Raw genomic sequence first — 18,427 nt, 5'->3', positions numbered from 1 at the left:
GGCATAACAAGAAATGCTAATGTGAGTAAACTTCCGGCTTTAAAATCCCGACATACGGCAGATTGCGATACTTTTCCGCATAGTCCAATCCGTACCCGACTACGAATGCATCCGGTATGCTGAATCCTTTATAGTCTGCTTCCAAATCGGTCGTTCTACGCGCTGGTTTGTCAAATAAGGCTGCGACCGTAATCGATAACGCATTGCGACGTTCGAGAACATCTATGAGATAGCTGAGTGTAAGTCCACTGTCAATGATGTCTTCCACAATGAGGATATGCCTTCCCTCAACGGGAACATCCAAATCCTTCACAATCTTGACAACCCCTGACGACTTCGTTGACTGTCCATAGCTGGATACCGCCATAAAATCAATTTCCAATGGAACTGTCATTCGCTTCACCAAATCCGACATGAAAATAAACGCGCCCTTTAATACACAGATGACAAGCGGATTGCGCCCTTCAAAATCACGGCTTAATAGCTCCCCCATCTCCTTAACTTTCTCTTGAATGTCTTGTTCGCTGTAAAGTACTTCGAGAATGTCGTTTTGCAACAGAGAACCTCCTACTGAAATAAAATTAAATGATAGCACTTATACAAATCATCAAACGTGTATGCCCTGTAATCAAGGCATGCGACGATCTACGAACCCCCGGAAGCCACACGATGCGCTCCTGAGCGTCCACGACAACCGGCACCTGCAATCTTAAGCTAGGCGGTAGTTTGGTATCGATGAAGATATCCTTTACCTTTTTGGACCCGTTCAGTCCAAGCAGACTCATTCGGTCTCCATCCTTGCGATTTCTAACCTGCAAGGGAAACTGCAGCTGCTCTGCATCAAACCAGGCGGTATTACGATCATGAACAGGTACAACCCAATGCTCATCCACCGTATTACGCTCCATCCAGCTGCATGCCAGCTTGACTCCTGTTTCTCCAATCGTCAGGCTATCGATGTCCTGCTCCCACGTATAGCTGTAGGATGCAGGTGGTACCCCATCATTATGCACATAAATCCGATCGTATTCCCTTGTTAAAACCAAGCTGCCTCCTATATGTAGGCTCAGGTTAGATAGGTCCCCGAGAATAGCGTCCCGCATTTGCTCAAGCTTTAGGAAATCTATGGAATCTGCGTCACCAAGAAGACAATTTAATATTAGTTTAATCAAACGTCTTTGTAAAGCAAGATGAAGCCCTTCAAACCATTTTCTTGACCATTCGCAGAAATCACTTTCCTGGTTAACCCCCTCCGCAAAAGCTGACATGGTCTGCAAATGCATGAAATCATGCTCAGCTGTCATCATAACAGATAGTCGGTTCAACGCTTGCGGCAGTTGATCGTTGTAATTACGAAGCTGCGGAAGCAAGCCAAGGCGAACTTCATTACGGAAATATTTAGTATCCATGTTACTACTGTCTACATAGAAAGCAAGCCGCTGCTGATGACAATAGCTCAATAGCTCTGATTTATATATACGAAGCAAGGGGCGTACAAGTTCCACATCTTTTTCTAAGCGACGAATTGGGATGCCTGTAAGTCCTGCCGGCCCCGTTCCTCGAAGCATCCTCATCAACATCGTCTCCGCCTGATCATCAGCGTGATGACCAAGTACAATACGCGCAGCTTCATAACGGTGTGCGATTTCAAATAAAAACCGATAGCGCAGCTCACGTGCCGCAACCTGCGGATTCTTCCCTGTTTCCCGAATATATTGCGGGAGATCGAAGTTCGCCACTTCACAAGGCAGGCCAAGCTTATCCGCCAGACTTGCCACATACTGAGCCTCCTGCTCCGACTCCTCTTTGCGAAACCCGTGATTTACGTGCGCAAGGACCAGCCGCCAATTCCACCGTTCCGACATTGTAAAAAGGAGATGCAGCAGTGCTACGGAATCCGGTCCCCCCGATACCGCTACAACCATGCATTCCCCTTCCACCAATAACCGCTCTGACTTGATTAAAAATTCCACTCTTGCTGCCAAATCGACTGCTAGATCCATATCCCCCTCCTTCCGGCTTAGTGCCAGCTATGTCCAGTAAAAGTATACGACTAATCCGAAGAACAACAGAGAGACCGTAAACCCCAATTTCAGCCATGACTCCCGATTAGCAGAGGAAGCAGGTAAGCGCTTATGGAATTTCAACCGCCGCCATGCTGCCAATACCTGACTGGAGCTTGTGTAATGCCCTAGCAGTGCTTTTTGCAGTACAGGTATACAAGGTTCCAATATCGGATTGGTCTTCAGTAAATCAATCAGCATTTGAACATTGCGATTTTGCGGCAGCAGCTTATCAATCCCATGCATTCTCTGCTCTGTCTCCGTGCTGCTTATGAGGAGAACGGCAAAAGCAAACATATCATAGCCTTCATCTGCGGAACGTGTTCCGGCCCCCCAATAGCCACGGTCGTACACTTCTGTAAATTGCTTCACCGATCGTCCTTTTGCCGTGACTCCGCCAAAATCGATCAATTCGACATCTCCATAGCCGCACACGAGCATGTTTTGCACTTTAATATCTCCAAACACGTAACCCCGCTCGTGCAGCTCGACCAGCTTGCGCAATATATTCAAACCAATCAGACCCATCCAATCACGACCATTGTGCCTAATAAAATCGGAAATCGTTTGCCCCTTGATATAACGCATCACATAGAACGGATAGTCTGCACCCTGGTAATGAAAATCATCGACATCCAACAAATAATTTTGAAAGGATGTATTTGATTTCGACAGCACCTTCAAAGCGTTCACCTCGGATTGAAGATCTGCCGCATCCAACCCTAGCTTGAGTGCATATTGACGCTTACCGCGCTTAACTAGATATACCTTGCCATTGGCCCCCTCACCCAGCAAACGTTCAACCTGATAAACAGCCTTATTCCATTTGCCCGTCAGGACGGTATCGGATTGTATAATTTGATCAAACGATGTAGTCACTCAATATCCCATCCTTGCCTATTGGCGCGTTTCCAGTCACGAATGTGTCCTTCTGGCGAGAATTCCCATTTTCATATATATCGGCAGTGGGAGCGCCTATGATAAACTCGGTAACTTTCAGAAGAGCGGGACCCGTCGGAGTCGTACCTCTCATGTTTAATTTATAAAACAAACGGTTTAAATTTGCAAGGTCACGTGTCCAATCCAGATCCATTTGTGCCTCTTCTTGATGAGCACCTGCCCCTGGAAAGTGGAATACAGCCGTTTCGCTGCTGCCTGTACGTGCCTGCAGGCTTAGCTGTAAATCGTAGATAGCCTCTTTGACCGCTGACAGCTTCTGCTTCATACTGGCACTTGTATCAATGAGCAACGCAACCTTTATAGATGCCGTTTCGCCTAAATCATCCATTACCTGTACAACCTGTGCGCGTTGATCCAAAGGAAGGCTTTCCAGCTTGGCATCCCCCAAAATATGCTGCAGCTCCTTGCCTACGATTTGCTGGATGGTGTGTGCAACCGTCTTTCGGGTCATCATTTGAACCGTTTGCGACAGCTTGGCTAGTGTTACAATTCGACTGGTCCCCCCTCCGGCACGAGCGATCTCCTGGATTTCATCCGCCCCCATCTCATCAATCTCATGTTCATTGAGCAATCCGATGACATTTACCACTATACCTTCAGCCTTGGCCTGCGCAGCCGCTATAACAGGACTAATACCTACATTCGAGCAGCCGTCGGTTATTAAAAGAATCTGTTTCACAGGTTAACCTCCTATTATTGCAATTAATAGGTTTAGTTTTTCCAGTTTGCAAGTTTCTTAAACTCAACGACAGGATGTTGAAACAGGCCTGCCTTCACATTCACAAAAAAAGAATCGTCGGCATATACCCTACGATTCTCTTCTACGCAGCTATATTCCTTATTTCATTATGAAAGTTGAAAGAAGGAATCCTATTCGAGGCAACATTTATGCAAATATGGAGGGAAACGATAGCCCTAGCTCACCACCTTTGGACGCTCAATGCGCTGCAGCCCGGGCCAACTGAAGGTTGCCCACTCCGGCTTGTACTTTTCCACACGTGCTACTACAACCGTCATATCATCGTAAATCTCCCCGTAGTGATAACGAACAATCCGCTCCAGTAAAATATCGGCAAATTCCTGTGGTGATTCGGTATCAATTTCCGACAGCACTCGCTTCATCCACAATTCTTTATTCACTGCATGTCCGGGTGCGTCATAGATCCCATCGGTCATCATCACAAGGATATCCCCTGGATATAACGGCAGACTGATCAGATCTACATCGATCTCATGTACAATCCCGACAGGCAAGTTATTGGCCGTGATCGGTATGACCTCACTGCCTCGCTTGACAAAGCTGGGTACAGATCCAATCTTCAGGAATGTCGTATGGGCGTCATAAAGATCAATCAACGCCACATCAACGGTTGCATACATCTCATCCGAGGATCGAAGCATCAGGACAGAATTAACAGATTTAATAGCCAATCGTTCATCCATACCAGACTGTAATAGCTGCTGTAAAATCGTAAGTGCGGTGCTGCTCTCGGCTCTTGCCCGTTCCCCATTGCCCATTCCGTCACTTAAAGCGACTGCGAATTTGCCATTACCCAGTTCAATCGTGCTAAAGCTGTCGCCAGACAGTACATCTCCGCCCTTGGCAGCAGCGGCGACACCGGTTTCAATCTCATATTCCTTCGCCGATCCAAAAACCACCGTGCTGTAGCCCTCCTTACGCTCCAGCATCTGCTCATTTTTAACCGTAATGTGTTCTTCCAATATTTCTGATAGCAAGGGGCCGATGATTTTTCGACATTCATCAAAACCTTTGGTGTATTGGTGAATAATCTCGATTTCGACATTGCCCTCGTCCAGACTAATAATATCGATACTATGAATGGAGAGTCCAAGCTCCTCCAAAGCGCTGCGAATCTGCTCCTCCTGTACGAACAACTCCTGCCCCTCGCGCTTGATCTCATTGGCCAGGTCCTCCATGACCTGGGAGACACCAAATAGCTGCTCGGCTACCAAATGCCGGCTGTCCACAATCTGCTTTTTCCAATGCTGATCGTTCTGATACAGCTTGTATTGCTGCTGCATGACCTCGGCAACCTGATCCGGCTTTACACACAGCTTTTTCCACTGTGGCTGCATGTCCTTACGTTTGAGCCCATGACCAAGCTCCACCTCTGTCATCATTTCCGTCATAAACTTATAGGTCTGATAAAATTTCTCGTCCCAGCACTGATCCCGCTTCCAGCAGGAGGCGCAGCTGCGGTTCGCAACGGAATTCATAAAATGACCAATCTCTTCCTCCCTTTTCATAGGTTCTGTTTCCGCTGTAATTTGTCTAAAGCTCCGGGACAGCTGACGAAATACCTCCGAGAATTTTTCCACACGATCAGCAGTAATATCTCGTACTCTTTTGGCATAATCATGTTGTGACTTCATATTTTCCTGCGTACCCGGCACATATTTGGCAAGCAGCAGAAGCACCCCGCGAGGCGTCAACAGGAACAGCAGCACAGCAGCCAGCGACTCCCAAGTCGAATTCAATATTTCGGACTGATTCCCGATATAGATGGATAGAATCGAAGAGCCGAGCAGCATGCCCAGAGACACCGCCATCCGCTGTCCCTCCTTCAGCAGTCCAGCCAGCATTCCTGCAAAAGCGAGCAGACTCATCTGGTAAATGGCCGATGAATTCGCCAGGCTCAAAATCAGCCCTGTAATAACTCCGACCGAAGCCCCCAGTGGCGCACCTCCGACCAATGCAAACAGTAGAATCAAATAACGGGACAGTACATGCTCCATAGTAACCGGTCCGATCAACCAGCCTACTGTACCTGTCATAACGGAAGCGAGCAATATAATCAAACATATAATTTCCTCATGCTTCAAGCTGTAATGCTTGCGCGTAAGCGTAAAGACGGGAACTGCCTGCAAAAAGATATGCGTCAGGATCAAGCTCAATACCGATTCGACACCCGTTATCGTCAAGGTATACCAGGTAAGCCTGCCAGCAGCCAATACGGCAAAAAGCTGAACGAAAAAGGTAGCTGTAAAAACAATCAATGGTGCATATGAAATGTCAGAGCGTTGAAAGCGCTCTATACCTTTTTGTATAAGAAGTACCACCAGCATCGCTACTACCATATATCCGGTATGCCCCGGCGCCTGCGAGAACAAGCTTCCTCCAATCAAGAAAAGTGCGGTTCCTACTAACAATTCCTTGCGCAAAAAATAGATCACAGCAAAAAATGCAACGGCAAACGGAGCCAGCTGATCAAGAATCATCGCTCGTCCAAGCAGGAAGGCCATACCCAGTATGAGGATTGAGCCTTTTCGTGCTGCTATTGATTGCACCCATCGATTGTCCGCAAACCTGCCGACCACATTGTGTTTTGTCTTTTGAAACCAGCGGTTTCGTTCCATTCCTGTTTGAGTCCATCCTAAACTTTTCAACATACTTGGCCAACACCACCCATATTTGATTAGTGTTTTCTAGTATATCGAGAGTCTATTGTAAAGTTTGTCACAATCAGTTGGTAGACTAAAAATTTTTTCCGACAAAAAAGAAGCCGTCTGTATGACAGCTTCCCTTTAACAGCAAAAAAACACCCCACCGGACAGCAAGTCTCGGCAAGATGCTTTTGTTCTCTTGCAATAGCGGCGAAGGGAATCGAACCCCCGACCTCACGGGTATGAACCGTACGCTCTAGCCAGCTGAGCTACACCGCCACAACATGTATGACTATATAACAGGCTTGGCCTGATTGTCAAGCTTGGTTTAGCTCTGACAAACAGGGTGCATCAGACAGCAATCAACAAAAAAGCCGCATAAGCAATTCGCTCATACAGCTTCATCACCTTACTATATTTAATCGCGTCTAGCGCCGCGACCTCCACGTTTCCCTTCCGTGTTCTTCTTCAGGGAAGAGATGCGTTCCTCGCTATCCTTTAAAAAACGCGAAACCTTGTCCTCGAACGTTAATTTGCCTACTGGAGGTTTACCTCCACGGCCTCCACGATCGCCTCCACGGCCTCCAAATCCACCGCCGCCTCCGCTGCTGCGACCGCCACGATCGCCTCCACCACTTCCGCCGCTGCCACCCATACCGCCGCCACTGGAACTACCAGCTGGTCGTTCGTAGCGTTGAGGTCTTGGCGCTTCAGGGGGTTTGTCAACTGCTTGCTTGATGGATAAACCGATTTTGCCGTCTTTATCGACATTGATAACTTTGACGGTTACCACGTCGCTCAATTTCAAATGATCGTTGACGTCTTTTACATAGTTGTCTGCGATCTCCGAAATGTGCACCAGACCTGTACCACCCTCTGGAAGCTCAACAAACGCCCCAAAATGAGTAATGCCTGTTACTTTGCCTTCCAGCTTGCTGCCCACTTCAATTGCCATAAAGTAAAATGTTCCTCCCTTAAATAGTTAACAAAAGACTTCAACAATGGAGATTATAACGTACACGCTGCAATACGGTCAACCAAAGCTTTCTTGCATAAACCTATTTCTTTAGCTCTTTGGGCACATAAAATAATGTTTCCCCTTGCTTCACATAATGCAGCTCTTTTCGAATTTTTTGTTCAACGTATTCCGGATCATTCAATCGGACAATTTCACGCTTCGTTGCTTCATTGATTTTCCGAGTCTCATCCAGCTCCTGCTGCAAAGAGCTCATTCTCTCATCTTTGGCACCAAGCTTACTTACCTGATTCCACAAGGTTACGCCAGCCCAGCTCATAAAGCAAGCAAGAACAATCAGGACCAAGCGGCGTCTGCGGAAAGAGCCTTTATTATTTGGTTTCGTATTGTTGCTTGTTATGGAGACAGCTCGCATCGTTTGAGAATCCTCCTACGTCCGATGAAAAAACCGACGAATGAACTTTACCATCGTTTGAACGGTTGTATTGTTACCTATTTGAGCACGAACATATCTTATTAGTGGGAATGTTAAAAATCTAACTATTTTCCACACAGTGTATAGTAATTGTAACATAACTTGATACAGGAAAATAGCTATTGCCGATAAAAATCCAAAAAATATGATGATTACTCTAAAAAGCAGCACAACGGGTCTTATCATGAGTATATTAACCAATTGTGCCACCCAATGAAACACAATTTTCACCATGCGGATAAGAAACTGCAAACATTTTATCAGTATTCCACTGAACAACCAGAAATAGACGATAACCCCTACCAGCAGACCGATAAATATAAACAGTCTAACTTGACCCCAGTTGATGTCATACAGCAATTTAAAAACAAGCAAGGTCCCGATAATCCAGAATACGAGGTCCAACACATAGTAGGCATAACGAGGAGCCCTTAAATGATGGGCAAGCACCCGATACAAGTCAAACAATCCCCCGAGCGACAGACCTCCCAGCAGCATGGTACCCATCGTGGCAAATTGCATCTCCAGCGTCATTTAAACATCTTGCCCCATAATCCCTTAGGCTTCCCCTGTGCATTCGCATCCACATACAGCAGCTCATTAATCAAGCCCTCTATGACGACGAATCCTTGCTCCAGACTGAGGTTCTTGATATGCAGGTTCTGTCCTCTGATTCTAAGAAAGCCATAGTCCGTCTCCAGCATAAATTCCTCACTATCGAAGCTCTCCACGTTTAAAACACCGGACACCTCAAGCAGCTTGCGGTTGAGCATTTTGATTTCTTGTCGTTTTACTTTTCCCTGCTCAATGGCCATGAACCGATCCCTCCCATCAGCTTTGATTGTCTGCAAAGCTTGTATACTCTACACATATGGGGGGATGTCCACATTTAGAACACAAAAGAGACTGAAAGATCAGTCTCTCTGGCCTTGCCATAATTCGGTTTTGTGCATTTCCTCTTTGAGCAGTGTATACATGTGGGCTGCATCTTCCTTGCGGGTAGATTCGGAAAGCTGTTCCACGCGAACCGTGATACTTTTCTGTCCGAATTGGATTTTCAGCTCGTCCCCGACCTTCACCGCACTGCTCGGCTTGGCATCTCTGTCATTGATCCAAACACGTCCTTGGTCGGATACATCCTTGGCCACTGTCCGTCGTTTGATCAACCGCGATACCTTAAGGAACTTATCAAGACGCATTATTTTACCGCTTCTTTAAGCTTGTTACCTGCTTTAAAAGCCGGTACAGTCGATTCTGGGATTGAGATTTCTTTGCCCGTTTGCGGGTTACGTCCAGTACGTCCAGAACGCTTACGCGTTTCAAAAGTACCAAATCCGATCAATTGGACTTTGTCACCAGTGGAAAGCGCATCCGTAACTTCACCTAAAAAGTTATTCAGGACGGTTTCCACATCTTTCTTGTTCAGTCCGCTTTTTTCAGCAATATTCGTAATCAAATCTGTTTTATTCATCGTTATATATTCCTCCTCAAAATAAAGCTTATTGGTATGTATTCTTGATGCCTCAGGAAAATCCTGCTAAAAGCCTTCGATCTTTATATTTTTTTTGCTTCCTGCCATAAGGCTTCCATCTCTTGTAAATCAGTTTGCTCCAATTTTCGACCCTTTAATCGTACCTGCTGCTCAATATAACCAAAACGGTTAAAAAATTTACGATTGGCCGTACTCATGGCTTCCTCAGGCTCAATTTTCAGGAATCGGGCCAGATTGACGACAGAAAACAGCAGATCACCCAGTTCTTCCTGCTGTTCGGTTTTGGATAAAGACGCAATCGCTTCCTTAAGCTCCAACAGCTCTGATTCCACGACTTCGATAACTTCCTCCAACCGGCTCCAATCGAACCCGACAGCTGCTGCCTTCTTCTGCAGCTTGTAGGCTCTCATCAGGCCAGGCAGCTCACGAGGCACTCCGGAAAGCAGCGGAAGCTGATCGGGATCGATCCCCTTCTTGCGCTTCTCCTCCTGCTTGATCTGGTTCCAATTAACAAGGGCCTCATCGGCATTATCCGCCTGAGCAGCACCAAACACATGGGGATGACGGCGAAGCAGCTTTTCATTGAGACCAGCGATAACGTCCCAGACGTTGAAGCTGCCCTCCTCGGCCTCGATTTGTGCATGCAGCATGACCTGCAGCAGCAAATCGCCCAGCTCCTCAGCCATATGGTCTGTATCCTCTTCATCAAAGGTTTCCAGCACCTCATAGGCTTCCTCGATCAGGTTTTTACGCAGCGATTGATGCGTCTGCTCCCGATCCCACGGGCAGCCCTCAGGACTCCGCAAAATATCGACAATTTCATGCAGGCGGGCAAAGGTACGATTCCGCAGCCTTTCCTGTTCGCTTCTTGGAACCCACACCAAAGAGAGGTTGCCAAAATCCTGCAGATGGTCCAGCTCATACAGCGGGATGCGGTGAATACGTTCCTCGCCCGCCACACCCAAGGCATGTCCAACAACAATCTCATGCTCATCCGGGTACAATTCCATCAGCGATAGCTTGACATCAGAGGCACTGAGGGTATCGTATACCTGAGTAATGACGGTGTGCAGCAGCGGATTCAGGCTGTACACCGACAGATCCGATCCATTCAGCAGCTGAAAGCCTTCTATTGGATCAAAGCCAAGCCGCAGGAAGGCTTGATCGAGAAAACTCTCCCCACCCAGCAGTGTCAGCTGAATGCCCGCTTCCGGACATCGCTCCCTTAACAGCTGGACGGTTTTTTCGGCCACCATCGGATGTCCAGGTACAGCGTACACAATTTCTCCTGCTGAAGCATCGGCAGAAGCAGCTGCCTTGGCCTTAGCCAGCAGCTCAGCGGTTATCGCTTCGTACACCTGCTCGAACTGATCATGGCTTTCGTAAACAGCATCAAACGACTCGTAGGCAATTCCGTTGCGTGTCAGCATCTGGACCATCGGATGCTGATCCGTACGCAGATACAGCTTGTCAGCAGCTTGAATTTTTTTCCATATTCCTAGTGTCAACTGATCTTCATCGCCCGACCCAAGGCCTATAATGATAATATGGGGTTTCATGATACTATTCGCCTCCAATGGATAAATAAGGGGTGTCGCCGTTAACTGAAATCATGAAAATCTCTTTGATTCAGGATGAACCGAAGCGGATTTATCGCTTAGCGCAGCAATCCGACTTTACGCAGAAGCGCGAGCGGCTTGCCTCGCAGCTTGGGGATTTGCTCCAGCTCGGCGGCGCTAACAACGCCGAGGCGAACCAGCGCGAGTATGTATACGAGCGCGCCAACCGCTACGCCTGCGAGTGCGACCGTTGTGGCTAAGCCCCTTGGGGGCAGAGCCACAGGAAGCGCGCCCAGCAGCGCGGGTAAGCCGTGCGTCACGGCGAGCAGGCTTGCCGCCATCAAGCCGACGCAGAGCAGCGGCTTGATCACGGCACGGCCGACCGCCGGCGTGACGCCGGTCGCGCGCAGCGCGTGCGCGAGCGCCAGCAAGCCTGCGAGCGCGTATGCACCAACAGCCGCGAGCGCGGCGCCATCGATGCCCCAATGGGGCACGAGGGCGGCGTTCGCCGCGATCTTGGCCGCCGCGGCGGCGAGCAGGTACAGCGCTGGAGCTACGACGGCGCCGAAGCCCTGCAGCACACTGCCTGCGATAATGTTAAGCGTGCTGAACAGTGCCGTAAGGCTAAGCAGGCTCATCGCAAGAGAACCATCAGTGCTTTTGTAAAACATCAGATTCAGTGGCTCAGCCAAGAGCGATAAACCAACCGCAGCCGCCAGTCCGATTACCCAGGTCAACCGAAGCGCTACACTTGCACGGTTTCTCAGAATCTCTGGGTCGGAAAGAAGCTTGGCAGCCGCAATGGAGGGAACAAGAGCCGCCGACATCGAGGATGCAATCATTGCAACCAATTGTACAAGCGGCATTCCATGATTGTACAATCCAAATTGATAAAGGGCTCCTGTCTCATCCAACCCATAGAGCTTTAGTAAACGCGGCAATGTAAAGGAATCGACCAAAGTTAGAATAGGCAGAGAAATCGTTCCCAGACAAATTGGCAGTGCATACAGCAGCAGCCTTCGGACCAGAATCCAATCGCTTTCCCTGCTTTGCCGACTCTGCAATGTGTGCGGATCGTCCAATTGGTGCGGTTGTTCTGCTTCACGAATCATAGGGCATCCTACATCAGCCTGTTCCCGTTTGCCGTGTTTCCGCTTATCCTTTTGATGGTAAACCAGCATAACGATAAGACCAGCAGCAGCACCTGTAACTGATCCGAAGGTAGCACCCGCAGCAATCCAATCAGCCCCGTAGCCCCAATGCATAAATAATAGCAGTAAACCAAACATGGTTGCTACCCGAACCGTTTGCTCGATAACTTGAGAGACTGCTGTAGGAATCATATTCTGGTAACCTTGATAATAGCCACGAAGCGCTGACATAACCGGTACCAGCAGCAGCGCAAATGACACACTGCGAATCGCCAAACTCGTCTGCTTTGCATCCATCAGCTCCGCCAGCCAATCCGCACTGAAGAAAAGCAGCAGGAAACAGACGAAACCTGAAACAATCAATACGTAAGAGGCTATCCTCAGTACGCGGCGCGCTTCTTCATATTGCTGCATGGCGACTTGCTCTGATACAAACTTGGACACAACAAGCGGAAAACCAGCTGTCGCCAAAAACAAAATCAAAATGTATAGAGGATATACCGCATTATAAATACCGAATACCGCATCGCCAGCCATGTTCTGCAGCGGGATTTTTTGCATGGTTCCAATTAGCTTGGACACGATTGTAGCAAGTCCAAGAACGACCGCTCCTTTTAAAAGCATCGATCCTATCGGCTTTTCGGTACCTTGAAGCTTTTGCTTACTGTTCATTCCGTTTCCCCTTCGTCTCATCAATCCCCCTTATTATAGCACATGCATGCGTCCGCCTCTCATCGGTTCGTTGGTCCAATACTACCGAAGTCCCCTGTCGATAACACATTAACATTCATCAAAAATAGCCCCCTAGCCAACGTCTCAACAAGCTACGTTAATAAGGGGACCTGTTATTTAAACTATTTTACAACCTATTGTTCCATTTGCTTAGCTAAAAACCCAGCAGCCGTTTCTGCCATCTTGGTTTCCATTTGCCCCATTTTGACCTGTTCATCTTTATTCAACAAGATAACCGCACCGATCGGATCGCCGCCTGCGATAATAGGCGCTACTACATATGAGGAGTAGGCTTCATGGAGATCCTTGATCAATTCGTATTGTCCTGCTTCACCTTCGAGAGTGGTCTTACGATTTTCCATACACGCTTCCACGAGAGGACCGACCTGTTTTTCCAAGTATTCCTTTTTGGATCCGCCGGAAACCGCTATGATGTTATCCCGATCCGTAATCATGGTCGTATGATTGGTGCTTTCGTACAAGGATTCTGCATATTCCTTTGCAAAATCACCCAATTCACCGATAGGGGAATACTTTTTCAAAATCACTTCCCCATCACGATCAACGAAAATTTCCAGCGGGTCCCCTTCCCGGATCCGTAACGTGCGGCGAATTTCTTTGGGGATAACCACTCTGCCTAAATCGTCAATACGACGAACAATTCCAGTTGCTTTCATGATTCTAGATGCCTCGCTTCCCTTGAGGAGTTAAATACTGCTGGATTTGAATCTGTTCTATACCTAACATCAAATGGGGATTCGACTAAGTAACCATAGTATTCATTCATTCCCAGCAGTTTATGCATGTGAGGCTATTATTCAGACGACCGTTTTTTCAGCTATGTAACTTTGGGGCGCCGTTGTTTACATTATGTCCATAATTGTGAAATAAAAACAGGGTACCCTTAGGGGTACCCTGGTAATATATTACTTTGCTGCTGGTGCCTCTGTTTTTGGTGCTTCAGCAGGTGGAGCTGCTGGTGCAGTTGGTGCTGGTGCTGGTGCTGGTGCTGGTGCTGCTGCCGGTGGTGGTGTAGGCGTCGGCAGTGTATTGGTTTCAATTAAGGTCGGCAATTCTTTTTCCACAAAATCATACACTTGGGTTTCTGCTGCTTCCGAACGCAGACTTTCTTTCACTTCGTCATATGTTTTGGTCTTACGTGATTCGACTTTCATAATATGATAGCCATAGCTCGTTTCAACGGGATCGCTTATTTGATTGATTGGCAGCTCAGCTGCAGCCTTCTTAAACTCAGGCACCCACATCGAAAGCTCGACATTTTCGTACTTTCCGCCTTTATCTTTTGAACCCGGGTCGTCAGAATATTCCAATGCCAGTGCAGCAAAATCACCGCCAGCTTTCAGCTTGTCCTGCACTTCTTTTGCACGCTTCATAGCCTCTTCCTTGGTTCTGGTCTCCTTGCCTGTTGCCGCATCCGATGTTCCCACCAAAATATGGGATACTGTAGCAATATCATAGATGTTTTTGTCGGCAGCCAGTTTCTTGTCATACGCGTCTTTTACCTGCTGTTCGGATACCTTGGATTCAAGGGCCGAAATGGCGAGCATGCTGCGTCCAATAAACTGTTCAATATCCTTGGCGTTCAGATTAGCGTCTTTCAGTTGCTTCTCCATCCCGCCTTCTTGCATACCAAGATATGTGTTAATTTGCTCAACCTGTTGCTTGGTTTTTGTATCCGCCTCAGCCTTGGCCTTATCATCGGCACGCGCAGACAATACTCTGAACGTAACCAGTTGCTTCATCATATCCTGCTGAAATGCCGGATCTTCTTTGTATTGCGCATATTCCTTATAGAAAAAGGTGTTAATATTGACAAACGTATCGAACTCGCCACGAGTTACCTTGCCACCATCTTTATAAGTAACGAGCACCTCACTAGCATCACCCTTTGCTGGTGTTGCTGGCGTTCCCGTTGGAGCTGGCGCTGCTCCTGTTCCTGCTTTATCCCCTCCACAGCCTGCGACTACTGCCGCTACTGTCATGACTGTCGCTAAAGTAATTAAACCCTTTTTTGCACGATTCCATTTAATTGATAACATTCTGTAATTCTCCCTTCGATTTCAAAGCTCGCTTATATTGTACCAGAAACCTTTCGAGCAGATCGATGGATTCTTCTGGCTGTAAACCTTTACCCTTGAGCTGGATATGAATTTGCGGACCCGCTATCAGCTTGAATCGTTGATCAAATTCGCTTGCCAATGCGGCTAAAGCCTGACCATCCAGATTAGGGGTTTGATCAGCATGAATCTTGATCTCATAATCGGCAGCCTTTTGTGAAATCGTTTCGATGGCATACATAGCACCGTATACCTTCAATCTGGCAACAGCAAGCAGATGGTGCACCGCCTGCGGCAGGTCGCCAAAACGGTCTACAAGCTCGTCATGTAGCTCGGCAACTTCATCTAACGTTTTGAGAGCCGCTACCTTTTTGTAAATTTCAATTTTTTGTACACTATCATAAATATAATCCCCAGGAATGTACGCATCTAATTGTATATCCAATACGGTTGACCACGGCTTTTGGACCACAGGCGCTTCACCAGTAATTTCATGCTTACGCTTGGCGATTTCCTCACCCAGCATTTGTGAATACAAATCGAAACCAACCGAGGCAATAAAACCATGCTGCTCCGAGCCGAGCAAATTGCCTGCGCCGCGGATGGACAAATCCCTCATCGCAATTTTAAACCCTGATCCAAGTTCTGTAAACTCTTTTATAGCCTGCAGCCGCTTTTCAGCGATCTCTGTTAATACTTTGTCCCGTTGATACGTAAAGTAAGCATACGCAATTCGATTCGAGCGTCCTACGCGTCCTCTAAGCTGATACAGCTGAGACAAGCCCATCCGGTCTGCGTCATGTACAATCAAGGTATTAACATTCGGGATGTCCACACCCGTTTCGATAATACTGGTAGACACCAGAACATCGAACTCTCCATCCAAAAAGTCGAGGATTGTTTTTTCCAGCTCATGCTCGGACATTTGGCCATGTGCTACCGTCACTCGTGCATCTGGAACGAGCATCGAGATTTGCTCAGCCATTTGATTGATACCCTGGACACGGTTGAACAGATAGTATACCTGTCCTTCACGTGCAAGCTCTCGCTCAATTGCTTCACGAACAAGTCCTGTATTGTGTTCCACAACATATGTCTGCACAGGAAACCTATTCTCTGGCGGGGTCTCGATAACGGATAAATCACGGACACCCAACATCGACATGTGCAGCGTACGTGGAATCGGCGTTGCTGTTAATGTCAGCACATCCACATTCGTTTTTAGACGCTTGAGCTTTTCTTTGTGGGAAACGCCAAACCGCTGTTCTTCATCGACAACCAGCAGCCCAAGGTCCTTAAACTTCACGTCAGCCGATAGCAAGCGGTGCGTCCCGATAACAATATCAACGGTTCCAGCTTTAACTCCCTTCATCGTCTCCGCTTGATCCTTCTTGGAACGGAAACGGCTCAATACCTGAATATTGAAAGGATAACCCGAGAAACGCTCACGGAAGGTCTCATAATGCTGCTGTGCCAAAATAGTTGTTGGTACCAGTACGGCCACTTGCTTGCCGTCGATTGCTGATTTAAAGGCTGCTCGAATGGCGACCTCGGTCTTCCCGTACCCAACATCGCCGCAAAGCAGTCGATCCATAGGCCGCGGCTTCTCCATATCTTCCTTGATTTCACTAATAGCCCGCAGTTGATCCGACGTTTCTTCATAAGGAAACATACCTTCAAATTCCTGTTGATAGGTGCTATCGGGATTAAATCCGTAGCCTGTCGTAGCCTGACGCTCTGCATAGAGCTTGATCAGATCATCAGCGATATCCTCTACAGAAGAACGTGCCTTGCTTTTCACACGATTCCAGTCCGCACCGCCCAGTTTATAAACCTTCGGTTCCTTCTCCTCAGAGCCAACATACTTCTGAATCAAATCAATTTGGTCGATAGGCACTGACAGCTTGTCGCCACCCGCATACAAAATATGCAGATAATCCTTGTGAATACCGCCAACTTCCAGGGTCCCGATACCTACAAATTTACCGATACCATGATTGACATGGACAACGTAATCTCCCAGCTTCAGCTCCTGGTAGCTCTTAATGCGCTCGGCATTTTCAATCTTCTTATCAACCTTACGTACTTTGCGCTGCTTCTGGGTGAACATTTCACCTTCGGTAATAACAACCAAATGAATATTAGGCAGCTCGAACCCGGTCTGCAGATTGCCATTAAGAATCGTCGGCTCATCGATGTGGTAGTCCGCCAATACACGGCGCACCCGCTCCACACGCTCCTCGCCATTAGCCAGTATGAGCACCTTGGCGTTAGACTTTTTCCAGCGCTCCATCTCGTTTTTGAGCACATTCATTTGGCCGTGAAAATTTTGCATCACCCTGCACATGAAATTAACAATATTTTGCGGCTGTGTTTGCGGCACCTGGCGCAGGAACAGGGACATATATAAGGTCGGATACGGCTTGCGCTGCAGTAACGTTTCATACGGCTTGGAAATAATAAGGGCTGGGATGCTTTTTCCATCCTGCAGTGACATCGTCATCCATTCCGCCTCATCGCGCTCAAGCTGTTTGGCTGTTTCCAGTAAACGAGCTGGCTCGTCTATGAGCAGAATCGAATCATGCGGCATGTAATCCAATAAGGTTTTGCGCTCTGGATACAGTAAAGAAACATATTTGAACAAGCCGGGGAAAAAGCTACCTTCCCGCATCATTTCGATTTCATGTCCAACACCCTCAAGCAGCCGATCCTTGGCATTACGGTCGGACATTTTATCCAGCTGCGCCTGCAAAAGGTCCGACGCATGCTGAGCTGAGTCTTGTAAACGTTTTCCATCGGCAACAATCTCACGGCATGGCGTTATGACCAGCTCATTCAATTTATCAATCGAACGTTGGTCCGCTATATCAAAGCTGCGAATCGAATCAATTTCAACATCAAACATTTCAATACGATACGGCTGAGGCGAAGATAACGGATAAAAATCAATAATGCCCCCACGGACACTCATTTCTCCCTTGGCTTCAACTCTTTCCACACGCTCATAGCCAAGACCGATCATACGAACAATCAGTTCGTCCATGGGGATTTGCTGACCTACTCGAATCGTGATCCGGGCTGCTGCAACGTCTTCCTTGTATGGCAGCACCCGCCGCATCCCGGCATAAGGCACAACCACGATACCGTGAAAATCTGCCGCAAGCCTCGTCAACGCATCAATCCGCTGTGCAAGCATCTCTGGACTCGCTACGGCTGTCTCAGCAGCCAACAGCTCCTGGGCTGGAAATAGCAGTACCTTGTCACTGGGCAAGCACTCTATCAAGTCTTCAAATATTTTTTGTGCGGAAAACATATTGTGCGTGACAATAAACAAGGGCCGCTGAAGCTCCTCGTACACGGCTGCCAGCATAACCTGCCGTGAGGATCCGGACAAGCCGGATAATAATTGCTCCTTCATCCCCGAGCGAACGCCCGAAACGATACTTTGTAAATCAGGATCCGCGGAGAATGCTTGTATTAAAGCCTGCAAAACGGTACACCCCTCTCACCCATTTAAACCCATATACCTATTTCAA

General features: G+C 47.7%; 16 protein-coding genes and 1 tRNA gene. All 17 read right to left on the bottom strand.

Features of this window, described 5'->3' with window-relative positions:
• Positions 1 to 16: 16 nt before the first annotated feature.
• The 17 genes from hpt to mfd all read right to left on the bottom strand — a co-directional run bounded on the left by hpt (position 17) and on the right by mfd (position 18,381).
• Positions 17 to 556, bottom strand: coding sequence for a hypoxanthine phosphoribosyltransferase (hpt, locus tag BK127_RS35655; protein WP_076237333.1), 540 nt, complete (start codon positions 554 to 556; stop codon positions 17 to 19).
• Between the two features lie 25 nt (positions 557 to 581).
• The gene (gene tilS, locus BK127_RS35650; protein ID WP_076237330.1) at positions 582 to 2,003 is read right to left on the bottom strand and encodes a tRNA lysidine(34) synthetase TilS; all 1,422 of its coding nucleotides are present in this window, start codon (positions 2,001 to 2,003) and stop codon (positions 582 to 584) included.
• Positions 2,004 to 2,030: 27 nt separating this feature from the next.
• Entirely contained in the window at positions 2,031 to 2,942 is a 912-nt protein-coding gene (locus BK127_RS35645; protein ID WP_076237328.1) for a protein kinase domain-containing protein, read from the bottom strand.
• Positions 2,926 to 3,702, bottom strand: coding sequence for a vWA domain-containing protein (locus BK127_RS35640; protein WP_076237326.1), 777 nt, complete (start codon positions 3,700 to 3,702; stop codon positions 2,926 to 2,928). The genes BK127_RS35645 and BK127_RS35640 overlap by 17 nt, the downstream gene beginning before the upstream one ends.
• 236 nt (positions 3,703 to 3,938) lie before the next feature.
• Positions 3,939 to 6,401, bottom strand: a complete 2,463-nt coding sequence (spoIIE, locus tag BK127_RS35635) for a stage II sporulation protein E (protein ID WP_256711597.1) — start codon at positions 6,399 to 6,401, stop codon at positions 3,939 to 3,941.
• Between the two features lie 232 nt (positions 6,402 to 6,633).
• Positions 6,634 to 6,707, bottom strand: a tRNA-Met gene (locus BK127_RS35630).
• 139 nt (positions 6,708 to 6,846) lie between these two features.
• Positions 6,847 to 7,383, bottom strand: a complete 537-nt coding sequence (locus tag BK127_RS35625; protein WP_076237322.1) for a S1 domain-containing RNA-binding protein — start codon at positions 7,381 to 7,383, stop codon at positions 6,847 to 6,849.
• A gap of 103 nt (positions 7,384 to 7,486) precedes the next feature.
• A complete protein-coding gene (locus tag BK127_RS35620) occupies positions 7,487 to 7,819 on the bottom strand; it encodes an FtsB family cell division protein (protein ID WP_076237320.1) in 333 nt (110 codons plus the stop codon).
• A 15-nt stretch (positions 7,820 to 7,834) separates the two neighbouring features.
• A complete protein-coding gene (gene yabQ / locus BK127_RS35615) occupies positions 7,835 to 8,413 on the bottom strand; it encodes a spore cortex biosynthesis protein YabQ (RefSeq protein WP_076237318.1) in 579 nt (192 codons plus the stop codon).
• Complete coding sequence (gene yabP / locus BK127_RS35610) at positions 8,410 to 8,694, bottom strand: sporulation protein YabP (protein WP_076237316.1); 285 nt, start codon at positions 8,692 to 8,694, stop codon at positions 8,410 to 8,412. Before yabP ends, yabQ begins: the two co-directional genes overlap by 4 nt.
• 99 nt (positions 8,695 to 8,793) lie before the next feature.
• Complete coding sequence (locus BK127_RS35605; protein WP_076237314.1) at positions 8,794 to 9,078, bottom strand: RNA-binding S4 domain-containing protein; 285 nt, start codon at positions 9,076 to 9,078, stop codon at positions 8,794 to 8,796.
• The gene (locus tag BK127_RS35600) at positions 9,078 to 9,350 is read right to left on the bottom strand and encodes an HU family DNA-binding protein (protein WP_076237312.1); all 273 of its coding nucleotides are present in this window, start codon (positions 9,348 to 9,350) and stop codon (positions 9,078 to 9,080) included. Before BK127_RS35600 ends, BK127_RS35605 begins: the two co-directional genes overlap by 1 nt.
• A gap of 83 nt (positions 9,351 to 9,433) precedes the next feature.
• A complete protein-coding gene (yabN, locus tag BK127_RS35595; protein WP_076237310.1) occupies positions 9,434 to 10,930 on the bottom strand; it encodes a bifunctional methyltransferase/pyrophosphohydrolase YabN in 1,497 nt (498 codons plus the stop codon).
• Between the two features lie 98 nt (positions 10,931 to 11,028).
• Positions 11,029 to 12,753, bottom strand: a complete 1,725-nt coding sequence (locus BK127_RS35590; RefSeq protein ID WP_076237308.1) for a putative polysaccharide biosynthesis protein — start codon at positions 12,751 to 12,753, stop codon at positions 11,029 to 11,031.
• Between the two features lie 194 nt (positions 12,754 to 12,947).
• Positions 12,948 to 13,490 carry a stage V sporulation protein T gene (gene spoVT, locus BK127_RS35585; RefSeq protein ID WP_076237306.1) on the bottom strand — a complete coding sequence of 181 codons (543 nt, stop codon included), beginning with the start codon at positions 13,488 to 13,490 and terminating at the stop codon, positions 12,948 to 12,950.
• Positions 13,491 to 13,739: 249 nt separating this feature from the next.
• A complete protein-coding gene (locus tag BK127_RS35580; protein ID WP_076237304.1) occupies positions 13,740 to 14,873 on the bottom strand; it encodes a peptidylprolyl isomerase in 1,134 nt (377 codons plus the stop codon).
• Positions 14,860 to 18,381, bottom strand: a complete 3,522-nt coding sequence (gene mfd / locus BK127_RS35575) for a transcription-repair coupling factor (RefSeq protein ID WP_076237303.1) — start codon at positions 18,379 to 18,381, stop codon at positions 14,860 to 14,862. The genes BK127_RS35580 and mfd overlap by 14 nt, the downstream gene beginning before the upstream one ends.
• Positions 18,382 to 18,427: the final 46 nt, after the last annotated feature.

The sequence above is a fragment of the Paenibacillus sp. FSL H7-0331 genome (assembly GCF_001956045.1).
The sequence above is the reverse complement of the archived record's forward strand: the minus strand, read 5'-3'. Positions and strand labels throughout refer to the sequence as shown.

Coding starts and splice junctions, on each gene's coding strand:
- tilS (WP_076237330.1), bottom strand. CDS start 2,003: ATGGATCTAGCAGTCGATTTGGCAGCAAGAGTGGAATTTTTAATCAAG.
- spoIIE (WP_256711597.1), bottom strand. CDS start 6,401: ATGGAACGAAACCGCTGGTTTCAAAAGACAAAACACAATGTGGTCGGC.
- BK127_RS35625 (WP_076237322.1), bottom strand. CDS start 7,383: ATGGCAATTGAAGTGGGCAGCAAGCTGGAAGGCAAAGTAACAGGCATT.
- BK127_RS35620 (WP_076237320.1), bottom strand. CDS start 7,819: ATGCGAGCTGTCTCCATAACAAGCAACAATACGAAACCAAATAATAAA.
- yabQ (WP_076237318.1), bottom strand. CDS start 8,413: ATGACGCTGGAGATGCAATTTGCCACGATGGGTACCATGCTGCTGGGA.
- yabP (WP_076237316.1), bottom strand. CDS start 8,694: ATGGCCATTGAGCAGGGAAAAGTAAAACGACAAGAAATCAAAATGCTC.
- BK127_RS35605 (WP_076237314.1), bottom strand. CDS start 9,078: ATGCGTCTTGATAAGTTCCTTAAGGTATCGCGGTTGATCAAACGACGG.
- BK127_RS35600 (WP_076237312.1), bottom strand. CDS start 9,350: ATGAATAAAACAGATTTGATTACGAATATTGCTGAAAAAAGCGGACTG.
- yabN (WP_076237310.1), bottom strand. CDS start 10,930: ATGAAACCCCATATTATCATTATAGGCCTTGGGTCGGGCGATGAAGAT.
- BK127_RS35590 (WP_076237308.1), bottom strand. CDS start 12,753: ATGAACAGTAAGCAAAAGCTTCAAGGTACCGAAAAGCCGATAGGATCG.
- spoVT (WP_076237306.1), bottom strand. CDS start 13,490: ATGAAAGCAACTGGAATTGTTCGTCGTATTGACGATTTAGGCAGAGTG.
- BK127_RS35580 (WP_076237304.1), bottom strand. CDS start 14,873: ATGTTATCAATTAAATGGAATCGTGCAAAAAAGGGTTTAATTACTTTA.